A 21,561-nucleotide genomic window follows, 5' to 3' on the forward strand; every position below is an offset into this window, starting at 1 on the left:
ACTATTAATCCTGAGAAGGTGTGATGGATTGTACGTGTGATGTAACCTCTCCGTCAGCAAATCGAGTTACCAAGGTGTCACCGGATTTCAATTGCTGAGATTGAGTGACAACTTTACCTTGTTTAGTCGAAATCGAATAACCTCGACGCATTGTTGCTAATGGACTCACTGCGTCAAGCTTTTCGGTAAGCAGTTCAAATTGATGCCTTTCTTGCCGCACTTGTGCTTCGATGGCTTTTTTTAGTCTTTGCTCTAAATGGCTTAGAGTTTGTTGCTTTTTCGCTATCTTATTGGCTGGAGCATGCATTTCTAGTTGCATCTCAAAACGAGAAAGACGTTGCTTTGCACTACTTAATTGAGCAAGCATCGCTCGCTTTAACTGAGCTTCTTTTTCATCTAATTGCTGGCTTTGCTTTTGCAATTGATGCTTTGGATGAAGTTTTTCTAATCTGTGTTGCTGAATCAATACCTGTTGTTGCTGTTGGCTAATGTAACGATTCATGGCGTTAATTAGCTGCTTTTGCTTCGCTAATATACCTTGCAGTTTAAAGCTTTGATCTCGACTAACTAATTCGGCTGCAGCTGACGGTGTCGCTGCACGAAGATCTGACACGAAGTCGGCAATAGTGACATCCACTTCATGTCCAACTGCGCTAATGATAGGGATCTGGCTCGAGGCTATGGTACGTGCCACTATTTCATTATTGAAACACCAAAGATCTTCTAATGACCCACCACCTCGTCCAACAATCAAAATATCACATTCGTTACGTTCGTTGGCAAGCCCAATGGCTTGAGCAATACTTATAGCCGCTGAGTCACCTTGCACCATAGTGGGGTAAATGATGATAGGAAGGCTAGGATCGCGTCGCTTGAGTACTTGGAGAATGTCATGTAGCGCTGCCCCTGTAGCTGAGGTGATCACGCCAACATGTTTTGGGTGTTCTGGTATTGCAAGCTTATTGGATTGCGCAAACAGTCCTTCCGCAGCAAGTTGCATCTTTAGCTCTTCAAACTGCTGTTGCAGTCGCCCATCGCCTTCTGGCTGCATTGATTCGATGATCAACTGATAGTCACCACGAGGTTCGTAAAGAGAAAGCCTTGCTTTAACTAGTACTTGCTTGCCATTTTCTGGACGGAAGGTGACCCGGCGATTATTGCCTCGGAACATCGCACATTTGACTTGAGCGCGTGAATCCTTGAGTGTCAGGTACCAGTGACCCGATACAGGAGCTGAGAAGTTTGAGATTTCGCCAATTAACCAAACCACGCCCATTTCGTTCTCGAGGAGTAAGCGGACTTCAGCATTAAGGCGTGAAACAGTAAAGATGTTGTTAGATTGCTGGGAAGGCAAAATGACGCTCGTCAGACGTGAATATGGAGGATAGCGCCAATATACTACACAGTAAGGGTTAAAGCGCAAATTTAATCCCAAAAAATGTGTAGCCAAACGATTGCGCTCTGCGTATAATCCGTCCGCAATATCAATCCAACTCAGTTTACAAAACCTTGTAAATCGTTGGGTCCTTACTTTAAACATCTATGTTGTGAGATATTGCAAATGTTACGTATTGCCAAAGAAGCGCTGACCTTCGACGACGTCCTACTGGTTCCAGCACACTCCACCGTTCTCCCAAATACAGCGGATCTTCGCACCCGCTTGACGAAGAATATCAACCTTAATATCCCAATGATTTCTGCATCTATGGATACAGTTACAGAAGCTCGCTTGGCTATCGCATTAGCTCAAGAAGGCGGTATTGGTTTTATTCACAAGAACATGTCTATTGAGCAGCAAGCTGAGATGGTTCGTCAGGTTAAGATCTTCGAAGCTGGTATCGTTTCTGATCCTGTCACGGTTCGCCCTGAGCAAACTATCGAAGAAGTGCTGAAGCTAACTGAAAAGCATGGCTTTGCAGGCTTCCCTGTTGTTGCCGATAATCAAGAGCTAGTGGGCATTATTACTGGCCGTGATATTCGTTTTGTTACGGATATGAGCAAAACTGTTTCAGCAGTTATGACGCCAAAAGAAGACCTAGCTGCTGTTAAAGAAGGCGCTTCTCCTGAAGAAGTTCAAGAGAAAATGCACGAAGCTCGCGTTGAAAAAGTTCTTGTAGTAAATAACGATTTCAAACTGCGCGGCATGATCACAGCAAAAGATTTCCATAAAGCTGAGCGAAAGCCTAATGCATGTAAAGACGAGCGTGGCCGTTTACGTGTAGGCGCTGCGGTTGGCGCCGGTGCTGGTAACGAAGAGCGTGTTGCTGCTCTTGTTGAAGCGGGTGTTGATGTTCTACTTATTGATTCTTCACACGGTCACTCTGAAGGTGTACTAAGCCGCATCCGCGAAACTCGCGCAGCACACCCAGATCTTGAGATCATCGGTGGTAACGTTGCAACAGGTGCTGGTGCTCGTGCTCTTATCGAAGCTGGCGTAAGCGCAGTTAAAGTAGGTATCGGCCCTGGCTCTATCTGTACCACTCGTATCGTGACTGGTGTTGGTGTTCCTCAAGTGACTGCAATCGCAGATGCAGCAGAGGTAGCCGCTGAGTTTGATATCCCTGTTATTGCTGATGGTGGTATCCGTTTCTCTGGTGATATCTGTAAAGCTATCGTAGCGGGCGCATCTTGTGTGATGGTTGGTTCAATGTTTGCGGGTACTGAAGAAGCACCGGGTGAGGTTATTCTTTACCAAGGTCGTTCTTATAAGTCATACCGTGGCATGGGTTCTCTTGGCGCTATGTCTCAAGGTTCTTCTGACCGTTACTTCCAAACTGATAATGCTGCAGACAAGCTTGTTCCTGAAGGCATTGAAGGTCGTATCGCATATAAAGGTCGCCTAAAAGAGATCGTTCACCAGCAAATGGGTGGTCTACGTTCGAGCATGGGTTTAACTGGCTCTGCAACGATTGAAGATATGCGTACTAAAGCTGAGTTTGTTCGTATTTCAGGTGCCGGTCTAAATGAATCTCATGTTCATGACGTTCAGATTACCAAAGAAGCTCCAAACTACCGCTTAGGTTAATATTTTCGTCGCTGACTGCTTCGAACTCTGCGTCGAAGGTGCTCATTTACTTTTGTAAGCTGCGCGCCTTCTCCTCGATTTCAAAGCACTCAGCTTAGCAAATATCACCCTAGAAGCTCTTTTGATTAAAGAGACATTTATTTAAAGTTTTGGAGGCCATTTTCCTCCATCCATCTAATACTATTGAGATTTCTAAATGACTAAGAATATCCACGACCAGCGTATTTTGATCCTTGATTTTGGTTCTCAGTACACTCAACTTGTTGCGCGTCGCGTGCGTGAAATTGGTGTTTACTGTGAGCTTTGGAGCTGGGATGTAGAAGAATCGGATATCCGTGAATTCAACCCAGACGGTATTATCCTTTCTGGTGGTCCAGAGAGTGTGACAGAAGAAAATTCTCCACGTGCTCCACAATACGTTTTTGACTCAGGTGTTCCAGTTCTAGGTGTGTGTTACGGCATGCAAACGATGGCTGAGCAGTTGGGTGGTAAAGTTGCTGGCTCTGATGAGCGTGAGTTTGGTTATGCTCAAGTAGAAGTGGTAGAAAAGTCAGCGCTCTTCAATAATATTGAAGATGCAATCGCAGAAGACGGCAATGCACTTCTCGATGTGTGGATGAGTCACGGTGACAAGGTTGTCGAAATCCCATCAGACTTCACTAAGATTGCTGAAACAGATACGTGTCCGTATGCTGCAATGGCGAACGAAGAGAAAAAATATTACGGTGTTCAGTTCCACCCAGAAGTAACGCACACTCGTCAGGGCGCGCGTATGCTAGAAAACTTCGTTATCAACATCTGTGGTTGTGAAAAACTTTGGACATCTCAATCTATCATCGACGATGCTATTGCTCGTATTAAAGAGCAGGTTGGCGATGACGAAGTGATCCTTGGCCTATCAGGTGGTGTTGATTCATCGGTTGTTGCTATGTTGGTTCACCGCGCAATTGGCGATAAGCTAACTTGCGTATTTGTAGACAACGGTCTGCTACGTCTTAATGAAGGCGAGCAAGTAATGGATATGTTTGGCGACCACTTTGGACTAAACATTATCAAGGTTGAAGCAGAAGAACGCTTCCTAAGTGCTCTTGAAGGCCAATCAGATCCAGAACAGAAGCGTAAGACCATCGGTCACGTTTTCATTGATGTATTCGATGAAGAATCTAAGAAACTTGAGAATGCGAAATGGCTTGCTCAAGGTACTATTTACCCTGATGTTATTGAATCTGCGGCTTCTAAAACAGGCAAAGCGCACGTTATCAAATCGCACCACAATGTAGGTGGTCTTCCAGATGATATGGAAATGGGTTTGGTTGAACCGTTACGTGAGCTATTTAAAGATGAAGTTCGCAAGATTGGCTTAGAGCTTGGTCTTCCTTACAACATGCTTTATCGTCATCCGTTCCCAGGACCAGGTCTAGGTGTTCGTGTTCTTGGTGAAATCAAGAAAGAGTACTGTGATTTGCTACGTCGTGCTGATGCTATCTTTATTGAAGAACTGCACAACGCTGATCTTTACCATAAGGTATCTCAAGCATTTACGGTGTTCTTGCCAGTTCGTTCTGTAGGTGTAATGGGCGATGGCCGCAAATACGATTGGGTTGTTTCTCTGCGTGCAGTAGAAACGATCGACTTCATGACTGCGCATTGGGCACATTTGCCATACGACTTCTTGGGTAAGGTTTCAAACCGTATCATCAATGAAGTAGGGGGTATTTCTCGTGTCGTTTACGATATCTCAGGTAAACCACCTGCGACTATCGAGTGGGAATAATCCTTAGCTAACATGATTTAGTTTTACTTGAGCCCACAAGCTTAGCTTGTGGGCTTTTTTTATGTGACTCAAAAATTAGGAAAAATGGTCCGAGGCGTGCGAAAATAGTCCTAATCAGATTAATCGATAGATAGAAGAATTACAGATGGCAAAACTGACCCTTCAAGAGCAAATGCTGAAAGCTGGCTTAGTCAATGAGAAGAAGCTAAAGAAAGCAAAGAAAGGCGCTAAGAAATCTCGCGTGCAAGCACGTGAAGCTAAAGCAGCGGCAGAAGAAAACCGAGTTGCACAACAAGAGCGCGATAAGCAAATTAACCAAGAGCGTGAACAGCAGCGATTGGCGAAAGAACTCAAGGCTCAAGTAAAACAACTTATCGATATGAACCGTATCGATACCTCTAAAGGTGAAATCAAATATAACTTTACTGACGGTACATTAGTGAAGTCTGTATATGTTGAAGAACTGTCCCGTACTCAGCTTATCAAAGGTATTTTGAGTATTGCTCGAGATGGCGAGAGCTATGCGGTTATTCCGACAATCGTAGCTGAGAAAATAGCTACTCGTGTCCCTGAGGCGATTGTTGAAACCATGCAATCAGAAGAAGAAACACCTGATGAAGATGACCCTTATAAGGACTTTGTCGTACCCGATGACCTTATGTGGTAACTCACAACCTGAGTTTTATAGGGCAGCATTGGCTGCCTTTTTTTATGTCTGTTCAAAAATCAAACGCTCAGGCATACCTACAGTGAAACGGTGAAAGAAACTCAATCGATTGCAGGTCTTTATGGGGGATAAATGTTACTTTAACGTTTAGATTCACAGCCTTTGTTATAGGATGCAACATTTGTTTACGTTCAGCTACGCTCGCGTATTACTATGAAGCATGGCACTCGGTGTTCCAGAGAAGTACTCGTTTAAAGGCATTAGCCACGGAAAATAACGGAAAATATTATGAAGAAAATACTCACAGCAGTCCTAACGCTATGTACCGCGTTTGGGGTGGGTGCAAAAGAACTTGATTGGAAAGCAGTGGAAAAAAAGGCTGAAGGACAAACCGTCTATTTTCATGCTTGGGGTGGGAGTCAAGAAATTAACCGCTACATCCAATGGGCGAATAACGAGTTGCAACAGCAATATAGTGTCACATTACAGCATGTTAAGGTGACCGATATTGCAGAAAGTACTCCTCGTTTAATTGCAGAAAAAGCCGTAGGAAAAAGCGAAGGTGGAAGCATTGATCTGGTTTGGGTTAACGGAGAAAACTTCAAATCGATGAAAGAGAACACGCTGTTGTTTGGGCCCTTCACGGAGTCTTTACCTAATTGGCAATATGTTGATCAATCGTTACCTGTAGCGGTGGATTTCTCTGAACCAACAGAAGGACTGGAAGCGCCGTGGGGAGTAGGGCAGTTGGTTTTTATCTACGATGAAGAATTACTGGTCGCGCCCCCTACGTCATTTGCTGAAATGCTCCGATACGCCAAGCAGAACCCAAATCGCTTGAGTTACCCTAAGCCACCCGAATTTCATGGCACCAGCTTCTTAAAGGCGCTGCTTATAGAGCTTTCAAACAATGATCCTGCATTGTCTAAAACTGCAACGGAAGAAGATTTTGCTCGACTTAGCCCATTACTTTGGACTTACCTAGATGAGTTTCATAGTGTGGCTTGGAGACGTGGCAAGCAGTTCCCTGCGGGCACAGCTGAGATGATTCGTCTGCTTGATGATGGACAACTGGATCTGGCACTGACGTTTAATCCTAATGCGGTTTATTCCGCACAAGCGGCTGGAAATTTAGAATACACCACTAAGCCATATGCGATGAATGCGGGTGCTCTCTCAAACATTCACTTCTTAGCCATCCCTTGGAATGCCACGGCGAAGGAAGGTGCGCTAGTTGCTATCAATTTTTTACTTAGTCCCGAAGCTCAATCACATAAAGGTGACTTAGCGGTATGGGGAGACCCTTCTGTTCTTGAACATAAATACTTGAAAGGAAGTGCGCAGGCCTCTGAGCAGTTTGAAGCAATTGATGAGCCTCATCCAAGCTGGCAAGTATTGATTGAGAAAGAATGGCTTAAGCGTTACGGGCAATAACGGACGATGCTTCGACCTCTCTACGCACTTGTTGTCGTCTTGTGCGTATTGCCAACCATACCGGGAGTGTTAGGCGTTGCTTCTGCTTCGCTTAGCTATATTCCCCCATTGGGCATGAATTCACTTTCCTTTGCCGGTTTTAAACAAGTGTTTGCTTGGAATGGTGTTTGGCAGTCTATGGGGTTAACCCTGTTTTCTGCCATTGCGAGTAGCTACCTAGCTTGCTTATTGGCCTTTGCCATTTTGCAACGTTGTTGGAATACTCGGTGGTGGCAGAAGATAGAACTTTCCCTATCACCTCTGCTTTCAATCCCTCATGTGGCATTTGCTATTGGTTTTGCCTTCTTGTTTGACCCGACGGGTTTAGGTGTTCGTCTTATTCATACGCTGTTTGATTACGATCTCAATCAATCGACAGGCCATGAGCTCGCCTTGCTTATTCATGACCCCTACGCGTTAGGGTTAATCGTCATGCTCGCGATTAAGGAAGTGCCTTTCTTGCTATTGATGAGCATTCCCATTCTGAAACAGCTGAACATTGATAAGACAGAAAAGATCACAGCCTCTATGGGTTACAGCCGAGCACACGCTTGGTGGAAGTCTTTATTTGTACAATGGTTAGTGAAACTACGTTTTCCTATGCTAGCAGTATTGGCCTATAGCTTATCTGTCGTGGATGTGGCATTGATTGTGGGGCCAACTAATCCTCCAACCTTTGCAGTACTCGTATGGCAATGGTTTAACGACCCTGATCTTACGTTACTTCCTCGAGCCTCTTCTGGTGCTATTGTTCTATTCATCATCGCCATGCTGATCATTGCTTTTGCTCGAACAGTAGAGTGGCTACTTACTAAAGGATTTCGTGGGTGGCAAATCTCAGGGCGACGCGGAGTTATGCTTCCGGGGAGAGGGCTGTTTAGCGGTATGATTCTACTTACCGGAGCCATGCTTCCTCTAATGGTGGTATGGAGCTTTGCTCAGCGCTGGCGCTTTCCTGATATTGCTCCTAGTCGTTATTCTGTTCGATTTTGGGAGTACGAATGGTCAGGCATCATCAGTACCATTGAACAGAGCCTAAGTTTAGCCTTGGTTTCTGGAAGTGCTGCAGTCGTATTGGCATTGATAGCACACGAGTATCGTATACGACATCGTTGGCAGGTTCCGGGCTATGTTATCGCCATACCTATGTTGATTCCGCAACTCTCTATCTTGTTCGGATTACAGATAACGACCTTATTTATTGGTGGAAATGCACATTGGCTATGGGTGTGTTGGGCTCATCTGTTTTTTGCATTCCCATTTGTTTACCTTTCACTAGATGGCCCGTGGCGCAGTTACAATGAAGCGATGACTCGTGTCGCATTAAGTTTAGGAAAAACGCCATTATCGGTATTCCTAAAAGTAAAGCTACCTCAAGTATTGCCAGCTATTTTGTTTGCGTGGGCTATTGGCATCAGTGTCAGTCTATCTCAATATTTACCAACCCTAATCTTGGGAGCGGGGCGTATTTCAACACTGACTACCGAAGCCGTTGCATTATCCAGTGGCTTTGATCGTCGAGTAACCGCTATCTATGCTTTGTGGCAAGCGTTGTTACCATTGATATTTTTCTTTATCGCGATATTGGGCAGTCGTATGCAAGTTCGATATCGTCGTAGTAAATTTAAGGGGTTGCAGTCGAATGAGTCTGTGTCTAAAAAATCTCACAGTTCGTAAACTAGATGGCAGTGTGCTGTTTGATAGTTTGAATATGACTATCGATTCTGGTGAAGTGGTGTCTTTGATGGGGCCTAGTGGATGTGGAAAATCGACCTTGTTGGATGTTATCGCAGGTCACTTATCAGAAGAGTTTTCTTATCATGGAGAGGTAATACTCAACGAACGTATGTTGGACTCGGTATCTGCGCATCAGCGTAAAGTAGGAATACTGTTTCAGGATGACTTGTTATTTCCACACCTTAATATCTGGGAGAACCTTGCTTTTGCACTCCCAAATACGGTGAAAGGTGAACAAAGAAAGCTACAGGCTATTGAAGCTCTTGAACAAATATCATTGAGTCAATTAGCGCACTCCTATCCTGAACAAATATCAGGAGGACAGAGGGCAAGAGTGAGTTTAACTAGAATGTTATTGGCACAGCCAGAGGTAGCATTACTGGATGAACCCTTCAGTAAACTTGATAAGCAACTGCGTTCACAGTTTCGTGACTGGGTATTCGAGCAGTTAAGGGTTGCTAATATTCCTGCGCTTATGGTGACTCATGATGAGCAAGACATCCCTGGTAATAGTCGAGTGTTGAATTGGCCTTGGGAGAAGAGTCATGCTTGATAGTTTTAGTATCAAGGTTATCCGTTGGCCCTTAGCTCAAGGCGCTAGGGCATTAGACAGCATAGGTATCACTGCTAACCAAACAACGTTATTCGGTTTTATTATTGGTTGTTTTGCTTTGCCATTGTTGGCATTAGAGCAATATACAGCCGCACTGTTGTTGATAGTGTTAAACAGGATTTGTGATGGCTTAGATGGCGCACTCGCCAGAAGGCAGGGAATTACTGATGCCGGTGGCTTTTTGGATATAAGCCTCGACTTTCTATTCTATTCTATGGTGCCATTCGCCTTCGTACTTGCCAATCCAGAAGCGAACGCTATCGCTGGAGCCTTCTTGATTTTTTCATTTATTGGTACAGGCAGTAGCTTTCTCGCGTTTGCTGTAATGGCGGGTAAAAGAGGTATAGATAACCCAGTCTACAAGCACAAGTCTCTATATTATATGAGTGGCTTAACCGAGGGCACTGAGACCATTGGTTGTTTTATTCTTATGTGCCTGCTCCCCAACTACTTTGCAGAGCTAGCATACCTATTTGGCGCCATGTGTTGGTTTACTACTGCAACCCGCATCTACTCAGGGTTTCATACTTTAAAATAGCGTCTAGCTTGTCTATTAATCGCAAATCACGCTCCGTGGTATGCGTCATTCTCGAGTGTTTTTATCGGGAATCTATTTCTACTCAATACAATCGAAAGGTCCCTGATAAAAGCCGTCGGGGACGACGATTTGTTTGGCATAAGTTTTCAATACTTACTAAGAACCTAATATCCGACTTAATCTTACTTGTGTATGAAAGTCAGACTTTAGCTTCTAGCTATTACGCTCGTATTTCCTTATATCCATATTCAATATCTTGCTTATAGTGGCTTATGAGCAAGAGAGTTATCTGCAACGGTATGCACCTATCAGTTTTCCTCACGATCAGTTTCAAAACTACTAGATATTTTTTCTGCCTCACTTCTCTTAATCTGAATGGGCTTTCAACGAAAAGCATTTAATAACAGCGGATGACTACTGAGGTCATTCTCAGATAAGGAGGAAATCATGCCGTTAAAACGCCCACGTCCTGAATTGGTAGATAGCAGCTCGTCAAAGGCGAAGCCAAGTCTAACCATGCAAGCGGCAGACTATGGGCACAAGAAAGTATTGAAGCCTTTTAAACAGTCATTTGTATTAGCGATGTTTGCTGGCGCTTTTATAGCTCTTGCCTTTGTCTTCTATATTACTGTGACTACAGGATCATACGAAAATGGCTGGGGTGTGACTCGCTTTATTGGTGGTCTTGCTTTTAGCCTTGGCTTAATGCTAGTGGTTGTATGTGGGGGGGAACTGTTTACAAGTACCGTGCTTAGCTCGGTTGCTTGGGCTCAAAAACGAGTCACCACTAAGCAGTTACTTGGATGCTGGGCTCGTGTATATGCAGGTAACTTTGCTGGAGCCATGTTGACCCTTGCTTTCATTATGATGGCAAAGATGCACATTCTCGACCATGGCAATTGGGGGCTTAACGCCTTGAGTATCTCGGCCCATAAGCTAGAGCACTCATGGTGGCAGGCATTCTCTCTAGGTGTTATGTGTAACCTATTGGTTTGTCTAGGTATTTGGATGAGTTTTAGTAGTAAAGAAAGTGCAAGTAAGGCGTTTTTAGTACTGCTACCTGTGGCGATGTTTGTGAGCTCTGGCTTCGAACATAGCATTGCAAATATGTTTATGGTGCCTCTAGGTATCGCTATTAAGGCGAGCGCTGATGCTCATATGCTAACAGCAGCAGCAGAAGCTGGCATTCATCTAGAACTACTCAATATTAAACAATTTATCACTGCGAACCTTATTCCAGTGACCCTTGGAAACATTTTTGGCGGCGCGGTATTGGTGGGACTTGCTTATTGGAGCATTGAACCAAAACAGAGCGCATCACCATCAATTTACCCAATCAAAAATTCAGATATACAATTTTCATCATTAAATTCATTGGAGCACGCCATGTTAGAACAAATGAAACGTTTACGAGTTGCAGACCTAGCCTCAGACGATCAAATCACTTTCTCAGAAGGTTTGAACTGTCATTCAGCACTTAAGTTATTGATTGATAACAATCAAGCGGGCGCTGCGGTACTTAGCGAAGATCATCAAGTTCAAGGCTTTATTTCTCAGCAGGATCTTCTTCGAGCTATGTGGGGTCAGGACTTTGACGTGAATGCGGTAATGGCAGTGAAAGATTTCATGCAGACTCCAGTATGTACTCTTACTCCAGAGCAAAGCATTTTGGCAGCGCTTGAGCCAATGATTGTTGACCAAGATACTCTATACCCAGTAAACCAAGGCGGTTTCTTCATGGGTGGCGAGGCATTATCATTCAGTGAGCGTCTAGCGAAAGCAGCAAGCAAAATGCCAAGTGCTTACCCTGTAGTATTCAATGGTCAGTATGTAGGTCTTTTGAATCGCGATGCGATTGCGCAGTGGGTGGCTAACTTTAATCAGCCACAACAGCAAAAAGAGAAGGACCTGTCTGTCGCTTAATTCTAAGCGATAGCAAAAAGGGCAAGTGTAGCCCTCTCTAAAAAGCACAACTAAGTTTTTGGGTCACGCAGAGATATTATCTTTGCGTGGCTTGAAAGATCGTCCCCTTGTTAATCTTCTTGCCTCAGACAGAAAACATTCTCTAAGTGGTGATTCACCACTATCATTACGCCAAATAAAAGATATCTCGCGTTGCATGTTAAGTTGTGGCGTTGGTAGCACTATCACCTGATGGCTTTCTAGTTCGGGCAAAACATCAAGGTAGGGCACGCAGCCCAAGTAACTGCCGTTCGCAACCAGTGATTTGATCACTCGAATACTCTCATACTCTTTCCACACCTTAATGTTATCGATAAGTCCATGAATGGCACCATCGAAGATGCGACGAGTACCAGCGCCAGGCTCTCGCAATACCCATTTAGCTTGTTCTAACTGAGCGAGAGTCACTTGCTTATATTGAGCAAACGGATGATTTGGCGAAGCGATAACAACTAAGTCATCATCAAGCCAATGCTCTTGTTGCAGACGGCTATCGGTATTTCTGCCTTCAATAATACCTAAGTCACAGTCATAGTTAAGCAGTGCTTCTATAACGTTTTCTGTATTTTCGATCATCAAGTCAATGCGTAATTCAGGGAAGTCACTATCAATTTTGCTGATGAGGGCTGGGACTAAATGTTTTGCCGCCGTTTGACTGCTACAAAGGGTGAGGTCGCCACTAATAAGGTGCTGTTCATGAAGACCAAACTCTATTTGCCTTGCGTCTTGAAGTAGGCGCTTGGCTCTAGGTCTTAACCAATGTCCCCAGTGACTTAGTACTAATCTATTGCCCTGACGGTTGAATAGCGGACGATCAAGCACTGACTCTAGTTGAGAGAGTGACATACTGACCGCTGATTGGGTCATGGAGAGTTTTTTTGCGGCAGCACTGACACTTTCATGGCTTGCAACAGCATCGAATACAGCAATTTGCTTTAGAGAAAACTTGAACATGCAACCCTCATAAATGAAAAGTAAGTATCAGTTTTTTTGATACTTTGATTTTGCGCCTTAATCGGCTTTAGTTCAATAATTATTCGCCTTTGTTATGCTTGCAAATGTAACTGATTGCTTATGCCTTGATTGATTCCTATGCTTCTTTTCAATGCGTAAAGAAATATTTAGTTGCAGAATGTAAAAGTAGTTAGTATATTAATCGTTATTCTACGATTGTCGAAATATAACCATGACCAAGTGCCAGACTGATGAGTGCATCGCCCCCGTTATCTCAGACGAGGATTCAAAGCTAGAACAAGAGCTCGCAACTTTGGCTAAGGCCATTGCCCATCCTGCTCGAATTCGAATCTTGAAAGTATTATTCGAGCTTGAAACAAAAGGCGGCTGTCTTAATGGGGATTTAGTAGGGCAATTAGGTTTAGCTCAATCTACGGTATCAGAGCATTTACGAATTTTGCGTCAAGCAGGGTTGGTACGAAGTGAACCAAAGCCACCTAAGGTTTGCTATCGAATCGAGCTACAAACCATTCATCGAGTTAAGGAACTCTTTGAAAGTCTGTTTTAGTAGAATAAAGCGGCTAATGGTTAAGTAGAAACTATTTTTTAATTTAATGAATCGTTATTCGACGATAAACGAAAGAGACATACAGATGACAACAGAAACAATGAGTGCCTCACCAAAAATGAGCTTTCTCGATAGATATCTAACCTTATGGATATTCTTGGCGATGGCCGTTGGGGTTGCAATTGGTGCCTTATATCCAGAGGTAGCAGATCTTAATGAGGCTATGTCAGTAGGTAGCACCAACATTCCTTTGGCTATCGGCCTGATCTTAATGATGTATCCACCTTTAGCTAAGGTAGATTACAGCCTGCTCGGGAAAGTGGCACAAGATAAACAAGCCATCAAGCTTTCTTTGATCATGAACTGGATTGTCGGTCCGATTTTAATGTTTGTGCTAGCTCTAACATTTTTGGGGGATCACCCCGGATATATGGTTGGTATCATTCTTATTGGCTTAGCGCGTTGTATTGCAATGGTTTTGGTATGGAATGATATCGGTGGCGGTAACAAAGAATATGGAGCAGCGTTAGTCGCCTTCAATAGTGCGTTCCAAATTGTCACTTATAGCTTTATGGCTTGGCTATTTATTACGGTATTGCCACCATTATTTGGCTATACAGGAATGGTGGTTGACATCTCTATGGCAGATATTGCTCAGAGTGTATTCATCTACCTTGGTATTCCATTCTTGGCTGGTTTTTTAGGTCGTAAGCTGTTGGTTTCAGCAAAGGGAGAGCAGTGGTACAACGAGGTCTATATTCCTCGTATCTCACCGATGACTCTTATTGCTTTACTGGCAACAATAGTGCTTATGTTCAGCCTTAAGGGTGAAATGATTCTAGAACTTCCAATGGACGTGGTGCGCGTTGCTATTCCTTTGGCTATCTACTTTGTATTGATGTTCTTTGTGAGTTTCTTTGTGGGGAAACGACTAGGTATTCCTTATGATAAGAATGCTTCTATTTCCTTCACTGCTACCGGTAATAATTTTGAATTGGCGATTGCGGTTTCAATCGCAGTATTTGGTATCAATTCGGATCAGGCATTTGCAGGTGTTATTGGCCCGTTGATTGAAGTGCCAGTTTTAATTGCTTTAGTGAACGTCGCATTGCGAATGAAAAAGAAATATAAGGTAAAGGCTGTGTAATATTAGTGCTTTAGGAAAACTATCCCCTTTCTTATTCGTAACTGTCTCCAGATTGGCCACCATTTTATTATTGTGGCCTTTTTATTATCTTCATACTTAATGCCAATCATTTACTTCCTATGATTGGTATAAGTTAAAAGTATATTATCGCTCTTCAAGTATCTGATAAAAAAGCTTTTTTATTTGTCATTAGATCTCTTTCAAAGAGAAGTGAATTGCTCGGTTTTAGTTTGTAGCATATGCTGTTGAAAGCATCTGTATGAGGGTAGATCTCTAGAACAAAAGCTGAAATGTACAAAGCGCTGAATAAATTAAGGAAGATGTTGAACTGTTGAATGAATACTTTCCATTTTATACCTAGATTGCTATTTACCATTAGAGCAGTATTGAAAGGGCTACTACTGCTGGTCATTTTTTCGCTAGTAGGCTGTAGCTCTCTCAAGTACTCAACGTTAAGTGAGCCTAAATCCCTTGGGGCTTGTGCTGATCCCAGTTATGGATGGAAGCCCAATCTAACGCCTAAACAACTAGCTTCCTCTGACACAATCAGAACAGCGGTGAATGATTACATTACTTTGAATGAGCATATGCTATCGCATCGCGAAGAGATGTTTGTTGAAATTGAAAACATGAAAACTGACTATTCGGCCGATAATCCTGTGCCATCGTGGGCACTGAATAAGCTCAATCAGGAATTAGTCGTCAGTGTTGAAATGGCATATCAATACGAAGAGGTTTTACAAAATAACTACTGCTGGTATAGCAACTTACAGAAAGAAAACCTCGATTATTCTTCATTTATTGGCTTTATGCTTGAGCTATCAAGTGCATTAGCTTTGTACGATACTTACATGCAAGTATCGAGCGTTACCAAAGAAAACGAACGTATTAGCCGTTTTTTAAATCAAAGTGATAAAGGCTATGAAAAACCCGAAAATGCTCTATCTCAATATACTCAAAATATCCAAGATCTAGCCAATATCAAGCGTTTGTCTGAACAAGTTTCTTTTTATCAAAACAATATCGAGAACTATCCGAAACTCGAGATGCATCCTCAGCTTTGGTACCTAAAGCTATCTATTGAGCAAAGTCCTACATTCCAGAAAGTCCCAGACATCGAATTTAGTAAGGTCATGTCTCAGCGCTTTAGTAATAATGTGGACTTAGTGACTTATGATTTAGAGGAACTTAATCGCTCTGCAGTGAATGGAATAAGTGGTTTTTTCGGGAATGTCACAGGATTGTTTGAATCTAGAACAGGGTACCTCTATAACACCCCATTAGTCCTGCAAGATGTCAATTCAAATCTTAAGGCTGGAGACATTCTGTTAGAGAAGACGCCTTTTAGGCTAACGGATAAAGTCATTCCCGGCTATTGGGGGCATGCTGCTGTGTGGGTGGGTAATGAACAAGAGTTGCGAGAACTTGGTATATGGCAACATCCAGTGGTTGTGAAGTACCATCAACAAATTCAACAAGGAAACCTGGTGGCTGAAGCCTTACGTTCTGGGGTGCAACTTAGTACTCTTGAACACTTTATGAACGTTGATGACTTGGCTTTGATACGGGTGACAAATCAAACTAAGACGCAAAAACAACAAGTGATTATCAATACACTGCGTCAGATCGGCAAAGAGTATGATTTTAACTTTGATGTGGAAACGACAGATAAAATCGTGTGCTCTCAACTTGTTTATATTGCTTATAGTGATATCAATTGGTCTACAGATAAAGTTGCGGGCAGGTACACAATCAGCCCCGATGCTATCGCGAAGCAGGCATTGGATAATGAGAGGGTAGAGCTTGAATTGCTTTATCTGAACAGCAATAAAGTCGAGCAAGACCTTTTGCCGCAGATGTCTCAAGTATTATTGGCTGAAGAGTAAGGGATTGAGTTTTGCAAAAGAGATGGATAATCAGCTTACTAGCGCTGTCTTGTGGTTCAACAATCGCAGGTGAAGTAGATAATTATTACGGCTGGGGGAAGAATCTTCCAGATGAGAGCGTCGCTTTTAATCAATACCTTAATGAGGCGGTAGCGCAAACGCTACTCAAGCAAAAAACGAAACAGGCCAAAGCGCAGTGTGTAGACGTAGCTCAGTGGGTAATGCAAAATCTTGGTGCCCAGAGATACCCTCTCGTGTATAGAGGTGCACTCAATTCAGATATGGAAATCTGGGCGCAAGATAATCTTGTTATCGACAAGCTACCTACAGCAGATGAATCTTTGGACGAGTATGCCGAGCAAAGTATCTATGCACCTGCTATGCGCACTGCCGGTGTAAAAACAGATCTCGATCATATTATCAATGTGAATGGTGTATACATTGGCACAGATAAGATTAGCCATTTCTTGGGCTCTGGTTACGAGTATTACAAGCGTTATCGTAAAGCGCTGCAATCAAGGTCATCAGAACTTGCGCAGATGCAAGCTATAGCTTGGGCTGACTCGATGGAGGGTGGTTTATTAGGGATGAAGGTTGTCGGAGTTTATTCATACGCTGATCTAGAAGCCAACTATCAAGGTTTTTTGTTTGCAAAGAACTTATGTGACACCCCTTATATTACGCAGATTGATAAAAAGTGGAATCTGACGACGCCTATTGATCTAAAAAACTATGTAAATCCCAATTGGGATGAGTCCTTTAACGCCTCCGCTTACAGCCGTTCTCGCAAAGAGAGTGTAAAAAATAATTTAATGCAATTGCCATTTTGTGAGTTGAAAGAGTCAAGCTGGGTCAAGTCACAAACAGCGCAATATAGACAGTTTAATCTTTACCCTAGAGTAAAGAGTGACGAGTACTTAAACACGAGTTTCTCCGCACAACTGCTGTTTCTTACTCAGCAATATAAACACAAACCAGAAACATTGACTGCCGAATACTTACATCAGCAGTTTAAGCAACTAAACATCACACAATCCCAACTCGATGCTTGGGCTCGTGAAGTAAAAACGCCTCTACAGTTCGATTATACTTTGAATCAACTTTGCCCATAAACTGCTTCTAAGGGAGTGTTAGTCTTTCGCTAGTTGAACACGGCTTAATTCACTTATTGAGTAATTTTGAACAAGCACATTAGAAAGTATTCAAACCTTCCTGATGTGCTTGTTTCTTTTAGTGGGGAAAGGACTGTAATTCTGGGATGAAAACTGCGGATTTCATCAAGGTTTAAGCCAGTGTTCTACTGGGTTATATTGCTCTTTACTTGCATTTTTGGTTGCTAAGTACTCTATTTTTGATTCCATACGTCTAAAGATAAACTTTTCTCGGTTCACGCAAGCCCAGTAAACGTCTTACGCATCACACTTTTCTCAATTTAGTCAATGTGACTAGTGTCATATAAAAATCCATAAAATCACTTAAAAATTCGATCTGCTAGACCCTTTGAGAGGGTGGTGAGTGATCCAGTTATCATTTGACCACGTCGCCAATGCAAGTATCTCATGTCATACAATATAGTTAATTCATCCACGAGGTGAATGTCTATAACAGAGGTTAGGCAATGAAAAGTCATGCAGAAATAGCAAAGGATGCTATCGAACTAGTAACACCGGCAATCGAAAGGTTGTTTGAAAGAACCAATCGTAAAGAGCTTCATATCGTTGTCATGGACCCACGCGTTAAGCCTTGGGAAACCTCTTTTGAAGAAGCTATTTTGGTTGAAAGCTCTCTTGGTAATCCTGAGCAATGGACTATCCCTTTTGATGAGTTTGCACGCAAAAAAGCCAAGCAAGCGTGGCGCAATACACGTGCAAATATCACTAATCAAACACTACATACAGCGTCACTGAGCGAAGATGATCTGCTTTTCTATGGTTCATTTGTTTATGGAGACGTAGTGGTTGGCTGTAGTGGTGTTGAACAATGGTACGACATGCTAATTAGTGGCTGGATTGCAGTAGCAATTGAACAGTTGTGCATGGCTGAGTACCAGAACAACAAAGTAAGTAACCCTACACAAACAACTAGAAACTAATTAAAACTGACACAAAAGGAATTAACATGAGCAAACTTCTTAAATCCCTTCTTGTTGCCGCAGGCATCATGGTATCAGCAACAGCAGTTGCAGCGGACTACCCAAGCAAAAACATTCGTTTAGTTGTACCTTTTGGTGCTGGTGGTGGTACTGATGCTGTTGGTCGTACACTGGCTAACTCTGCAAAAGACATTCTTGGTCAAAACATTGCGGTAATGAACCGTACTGGTGGTGCTGGTGCAGTTGGTATGAGCTTTGGTGCTCAGCAACGTCCTGACGGTTACACTCTAACTGTAGTAACTCGTGAGATTGCATCTCTACCTCAAATGGGTCTAATGCAGCACGATGCAAGCGACTTCAAACTAATCCGCATGGTTAACCTTGATCCTGCAGTAGTACTGGTATCTGCAGATAGCCCATACAACACAATCAACGATCTTATCGCAGAAGCGAAGAAAGGCGACGGTGTGGTTAAATTTGCTTCTACCGCTGCGCCAAACTTCTACCTAATGGCTCTAGAAAAAGACCAAGGTATCAAGCTAAACGCAATCCCATACAACGGTGCATCAGAAGCCATCCCTGCGGTACTTGGTAAGCACACTGACGTAACTATGGTTACTCCAGGTGAAGCAATTGCTCAGCTACGTTCTGGCCAGCTAAAAGCACTAGGTGTTATGTCTGAAGAGCGTATTTCGTTCATCCCAGATGTCCCGACTCTAAAAGAGCAAGGCATTGACGTTGTAACAGGTACATGGCGTGGTATCGGTGCTCCGAAAAATACTCCAGATGAAGTTATCGAAACTCTAGGTAAAGCGTTCGACGAAGCTATGGCATCACCTGAATTCAAAGAATTCATGGAAAAAGGCGCTATGACTATCCACAACATGAATGCAGAAGAGTTCACTACTTTTGTTGAGCAAGACACTAAAAACCTTGGTGTACTGATCAACTAATTTCCACCAGGGAGCTCTAGTTAGGGCTCCCTCCTTCTTTAAAGTTTAGCTTTAAAGGGTAGCATTATGATTAATAGAAATATTATCTTCCCATCCCTAATCATTGCCCTAAGCGCAGTTATTTTGGTTCTTATTGGACAGTTTGCAGAGCCTCGTTTTCAAGATGCGAGCGTAGATGCGAAATTTTTCCCAACAGCCATTGCGGTTGCTCAAATCATCATTTGTATTGCCTTGCTAGTGCAACACAAACTTAAATCCATCAATACCGAAGCACAGCCTGCTATTTTCTCAAAAATGGCCGTATTTGGTGTCCTATTCCTGATTGGATACGCATTATTAATCAACTTGATTGGCTACTTGTTAGCAAGTCTGGTTGCATTCACTGTTTACCTTGTGTTGTTCAAGGTCAAGAAGCCACTGTATTACGTCGTGGCATGGACCTTTGTATTTGGCGTTTATTACCTGTTCGGTGAGGTGTTCTACATAGCACTTCCTGAAGGTCTATTTTATTAAGGAGGCGGTATGATTGAGCATCTATTGAATGGCTTACTGACCGCGTTCAGTCCAGCTGTTTTACCTATTCTAATTTTTGGTGTTGTAGGGGGAATCGTACTTGGTGCGTTGCCGGGTCTTACAGCAACCATGGGTGTGGCAATTCTTCTACCATTTACCTTTGGCATGGAGCCAACGGCGGCGCTTGTTATGCTAATCGGTGTTTACATCGGTGGTATCTACGGTGGTTCTATCGCTGCTATCTTGCTGAAAACACCAGGCACACCAGCCTCTGCCGCAACGGTGCTCGACGGGCATACTTTGGCGGCAAAAGGTCAAGCGGCGAGAGCATTGAGCATCTCTGCCATTGCTTCGTTTGTAGGTGGATTGATCAGTACTATCATTTTGATCGCCATCGCTCCATTGTTAGCAAACTTCGCACTACGATTTAATGCACCGGAATACTTTGCATTGGCGCTATTTGGTCTGACGATCATTGCCAGTGTTTCCGCGCAAAATATTCTAAAAGGCCTATTGGCCGGTACCATAGGTCTGTTGATCTCTACTGTGGGATTAGATCCAATTAGTAGTGTGCCTCGCTTTACGTTTGGTGTGATGGATCTGTATAGCGGGATCAATGTTATCCCTGTTCTGATTGGTTTGTTTGCACTATCTGAAGCGATTAATCAGATTGAAAAAATCTTAAAAGAAAAGCAGGCAAAAGTAGCTAAGTTTGACCACAAACTGCTGAGCAAACAAGACCTAAAAGACATGATGCCAACAGCGGTCAAAAGTGGTCTGATGGGAACGACTATTGGTTCTGTTCCTGGCGCTGGCGCGGACATCTCTGCTTTCGTTTGCTACAACGAAGCGAAACGTTCTTCGAAGAACCCTGATGAATTTGGTAAAGGTTCTGTACGAGGCCTAGCCGCTGCAGAAGCGGGTAACAACGGCGTAACGGGTGGCTCTCTTGTACCTTTGCTTACGCTAGGTGTTCCAGGTGATGCGGTAGCTGCTGTATTACTGGGTGCTTTGATTGTTCAGGGTTTAACTCCAGGTCCTCTGCTGTTCGCGCAAAATCCAGAGGTGGTCTACGGAGTATTCAGCTCAATGCTGGTGGCTAACATTGTGATGTTAATTGTTGGCTTGGTTGGTATTCGCTTCTTCTGCCGCATCATTGAAGTGCCGAAGATGTTGATGATCCCTATCATCATCTTCTTGTCTGTTGTCGGTGCATACGCTATCAACAACTCAATGTTTGATGTAGGCATTGCAATTGCGTTCGGTATCCTAGGTTTTGTATTAGGCAAGATGGATATTCCTTCTTCGCCGATACTACTTGCTATCATTCTAGGACCAATGGCTGAAACCAACCTACGTAAAGCTTTACTTATGTACGATAACTCTTGGTCATTCTTGTACGAAAGACCGATTGCTTTGGCCTTTATTCTGTTGGCTGTCTTCTCAGTTTACTCGACGATGAAGATGAAAAAGAAAAAAAAGATGCAATTGGACAGCTAAGTAATAGACGAACATAAAGTGGCAATATTAAGGGCTAGTGGGGCAATCACTGGCCCTTTCTTCATTCGCAATAATTGAAAATTAAGATTGAAGTTATCTCGATGCCAAATGTTACCGTTCGTGATCCTGTTCATATCTTGTATTATTATATTAGTGCAT

18 protein-coding genes are annotated in these 21,561 nt (G+C 43.1%); 16 read left to right on the plus strand and 2 right to left on the minus strand.

Annotated elements, in window-relative coordinates:
* Nucleotides 1-4: 4 nt before the first annotated feature.
* Nucleotides 5-1,354, minus strand: coding sequence for an exodeoxyribonuclease VII large subunit (gene xseA, locus OCU48_RS02785; RefSeq protein WP_141343607.1), 1,350 nt, complete (start codon nucleotides 1,352-1,354; stop codon nucleotides 5-7).
* Nucleotides 1,355-1,561: 207 nt separating this feature from the next.
* Here xseA and guaB point away from each other — a divergent pair, with 207 nt between their 5' ends.
* The 8 genes from guaB (at nucleotide 1,562) to focA (ending at nucleotide 11,750) form a co-directional block, all read left to right on the plus strand.
* Complete coding sequence (gene guaB / locus OCU48_RS02790) at nucleotides 1,562-3,025, plus strand: IMP dehydrogenase (RefSeq protein WP_141343608.1); 1,464 nt, start codon at nucleotides 1,562-1,564, stop codon at nucleotides 3,023-3,025.
* 196 nt (nucleotides 3,026-3,221) lie between these two features.
* Entirely contained in the window at nucleotides 3,222-4,799 is a 1,578-nt protein-coding gene (guaA, locus tag OCU48_RS02795) for a glutamine-hydrolyzing GMP synthase (protein ID WP_141343609.1), read from the plus strand.
* Between the two features lie 145 nt (nucleotides 4,800-4,944).
* Complete coding sequence (locus tag OCU48_RS02800; protein ID WP_141343610.1) at nucleotides 4,945-5,466, plus strand: DUF2058 domain-containing protein; 522 nt, start codon at nucleotides 4,945-4,947, stop codon at nucleotides 5,464-5,466.
* A 288-nt stretch (nucleotides 5,467-5,754) separates the two neighbouring features.
* Nucleotides 5,755-6,900 (plus strand): ABC transporter substrate-binding protein, encoded by a 1,146-nt coding sequence (locus OCU48_RS02805; protein WP_141343611.1) that lies wholly within the window; start codon nucleotides 5,755-5,757, stop codon nucleotides 6,898-6,900.
* Between the two features lie 6 nt (nucleotides 6,901-6,906).
* A complete protein-coding gene (locus OCU48_RS02810; RefSeq protein WP_141343612.1) occupies nucleotides 6,907-8,616 on the plus strand; it encodes an ABC transporter permease in 1,710 nt (569 codons plus the stop codon).
* Complete coding sequence (locus tag OCU48_RS02815; RefSeq protein ID WP_141343613.1) at nucleotides 8,582-9,229, plus strand: ATP-binding cassette domain-containing protein; 648 nt, start codon at nucleotides 8,582-8,584, stop codon at nucleotides 9,227-9,229. The genes OCU48_RS02810 and OCU48_RS02815 overlap by 35 nt, the downstream gene beginning before the upstream one ends.
* Nucleotides 9,222-9,827, plus strand: a complete 606-nt coding sequence (locus OCU48_RS02820) for a CDP-alcohol phosphatidyltransferase family protein (RefSeq protein WP_141343614.1) — start codon at nucleotides 9,222-9,224, stop codon at nucleotides 9,825-9,827. The genes OCU48_RS02815 and OCU48_RS02820 overlap by 8 nt, the downstream gene beginning before the upstream one ends.
* A gap of 447 nt (nucleotides 9,828-10,274) precedes the next feature.
* Nucleotides 10,275-11,750 (plus strand): formate transporter FocA, encoded by a 1,476-nt coding sequence (gene focA / locus OCU48_RS02825; RefSeq protein WP_141343615.1) that lies wholly within the window; start codon nucleotides 10,275-10,277, stop codon nucleotides 11,748-11,750.
* Nucleotides 11,751-11,813: 63 nt separating this feature from the next.
* Here the strand turns inward: focA and OCU48_RS02830 are convergent, their stop codons facing one another.
* Entirely contained in the window at nucleotides 11,814-12,743 is a 930-nt protein-coding gene (locus tag OCU48_RS02830) for a LysR family transcriptional regulator (protein WP_141343616.1), read from the minus strand.
* A 232-nt stretch (nucleotides 12,744-12,975) separates the two neighbouring features.
* Here OCU48_RS02830 and OCU48_RS02835 point away from each other — a divergent pair, with 232 nt between their 5' ends.
* From OCU48_RS02835 to OCU48_RS02870, 8 genes are all read left to right on the plus strand, one after another.
* Nucleotides 12,976-13,311 carry an ArsR/SmtB family transcription factor gene (locus tag OCU48_RS02835; protein ID WP_141343617.1) on the plus strand — a complete coding sequence of 112 codons (336 nt, stop codon included), beginning with the start codon at nucleotides 12,976-12,978 and terminating at the stop codon, nucleotides 13,309-13,311.
* Nucleotides 13,312-13,396: 85 nt separating this feature from the next.
* Nucleotides 13,397-14,458 (plus strand): ACR3 family arsenite efflux transporter, encoded by a 1,062-nt coding sequence (gene arsB, locus OCU48_RS02840; protein WP_141343618.1) that lies wholly within the window; start codon nucleotides 13,397-13,399, stop codon nucleotides 14,456-14,458.
* A 335-nt stretch (nucleotides 14,459-14,793) separates the two neighbouring features.
* Nucleotides 14,794-16,344 carry a YiiX/YebB-like N1pC/P60 family cysteine hydrolase gene (locus tag OCU48_RS02845; protein ID WP_141343619.1) on the plus strand — a complete coding sequence of 517 codons (1,551 nt, stop codon included), beginning with the start codon at nucleotides 14,794-14,796 and terminating at the stop codon, nucleotides 16,342-16,344.
* A gap of 11 nt (nucleotides 16,345-16,355) precedes the next feature.
* On the plus strand, nucleotides 16,356-17,456 hold the full coding sequence (locus OCU48_RS02850; RefSeq protein ID WP_244312202.1) for a hypothetical protein: 1,101 nt from the start codon (nucleotides 16,356-16,358) through the stop codon (nucleotides 17,454-17,456).
* Nucleotides 17,457-17,962: 506 nt separating this feature from the next.
* A complete protein-coding gene (locus tag OCU48_RS02855) occupies nucleotides 17,963-18,436 on the plus strand; it encodes a hypothetical protein (protein ID WP_141343620.1) in 474 nt (157 codons plus the stop codon).
* A 26-nt stretch (nucleotides 18,437-18,462) separates the two neighbouring features.
* A complete protein-coding gene (locus tag OCU48_RS02860) occupies nucleotides 18,463-19,389 on the plus strand; it encodes a tripartite tricarboxylate transporter substrate binding protein (RefSeq protein WP_141343621.1) in 927 nt (308 codons plus the stop codon).
* 66 nt (nucleotides 19,390-19,455) lie between these two features.
* Nucleotides 19,456-19,902 (plus strand): tripartite tricarboxylate transporter TctB family protein, encoded by a 447-nt coding sequence (locus tag OCU48_RS02865; protein ID WP_141343622.1) that lies wholly within the window; start codon nucleotides 19,456-19,458, stop codon nucleotides 19,900-19,902.
* 9 nt (nucleotides 19,903-19,911) lie between these two features.
* The gene (locus OCU48_RS02870) at nucleotides 19,912-21,402 is read left to right on the plus strand and encodes a tripartite tricarboxylate transporter permease (RefSeq protein ID WP_141343623.1); all 1,491 of its coding nucleotides are present in this window, start codon (nucleotides 19,912-19,914) and stop codon (nucleotides 21,400-21,402) included.
* The last annotated feature ends 159 nt before the right edge of the window (nucleotides 21,403-21,561 follow it).

Origin of the sequence: Vibrio inusitatus (genome assembly GCA_024346935.1) — a bacterium.
Taxonomy (GTDB): domain Bacteria; phylum Pseudomonadota; class Gammaproteobacteria; order Enterobacterales; family Vibrionaceae; genus Vibrio; species Vibrio inusitatus.

Bases quoted from the DNA above. Each gene is read 5' to 3' on its own strand.
- guaB (WP_141343608.1), top strand. From the start codon at position 1,562: ATGTTACGTATTGCCAAAGAAGCGCTGACCTTCGACGACGTCCTACTG.
- guaA (WP_141343609.1), top strand. From the start codon at position 3,222: ATGACTAAGAATATCCACGACCAGCGTATTTTGATCCTTGATTTTGGT.
- OCU48_RS02800 (WP_141343610.1), top strand. From the start codon at position 4,945: ATGGCAAAACTGACCCTTCAAGAGCAAATGCTGAAAGCTGGCTTAGTC.
- OCU48_RS02805 (WP_141343611.1), top strand. From the start codon at position 5,755: ATGAAGAAAATACTCACAGCAGTCCTAACGCTATGTACCGCGTTTGGG.
- OCU48_RS02810 (WP_141343612.1), top strand. From the start codon at position 6,907: ATGCTTCGACCTCTCTACGCACTTGTTGTCGTCTTGTGCGTATTGCCA.
- OCU48_RS02815 (WP_141343613.1), top strand. From the start codon at position 8,582: ATGAGTCTGTGTCTAAAAAATCTCACAGTTCGTAAACTAGATGGCAGT.
- OCU48_RS02820 (WP_141343614.1), top strand. From the start codon at position 9,222: ATGCTTGATAGTTTTAGTATCAAGGTTATCCGTTGGCCCTTAGCTCAA.
- focA (WP_141343615.1), top strand. From the start codon at position 10,275: ATGCCGTTAAAACGCCCACGTCCTGAATTGGTAGATAGCAGCTCGTCA.
- OCU48_RS02830 (WP_141343616.1), bottom strand. From the start codon at position 12,743: ATGTTCAAGTTTTCTCTAAAGCAAATTGCTGTATTCGATGCTGTTGCA.
- OCU48_RS02835 (WP_141343617.1), top strand. From the start codon at position 12,976: ATGACCAAGTGCCAGACTGATGAGTGCATCGCCCCCGTTATCTCAGAC.
- arsB (WP_141343618.1), top strand. From the start codon at position 13,397: ATGACAACAGAAACAATGAGTGCCTCACCAAAAATGAGCTTTCTCGAT.
- OCU48_RS02845 (WP_141343619.1), top strand. From the start codon at position 14,794: ATGAATACTTTCCATTTTATACCTAGATTGCTATTTACCATTAGAGCA.
- OCU48_RS02855 (WP_141343620.1), top strand. From the start codon at position 17,963: ATGAAAAGTCATGCAGAAATAGCAAAGGATGCTATCGAACTAGTAACA.
- OCU48_RS02860 (WP_141343621.1), top strand. From the start codon at position 18,463: ATGAGCAAACTTCTTAAATCCCTTCTTGTTGCCGCAGGCATCATGGTA.
- OCU48_RS02865 (WP_141343622.1), top strand. From the start codon at position 19,456: ATGATTAATAGAAATATTATCTTCCCATCCCTAATCATTGCCCTAAGC.
- OCU48_RS02870 (WP_141343623.1), top strand. From the start codon at position 19,912: ATGATTGAGCATCTATTGAATGGCTTACTGACCGCGTTCAGTCCAGCT.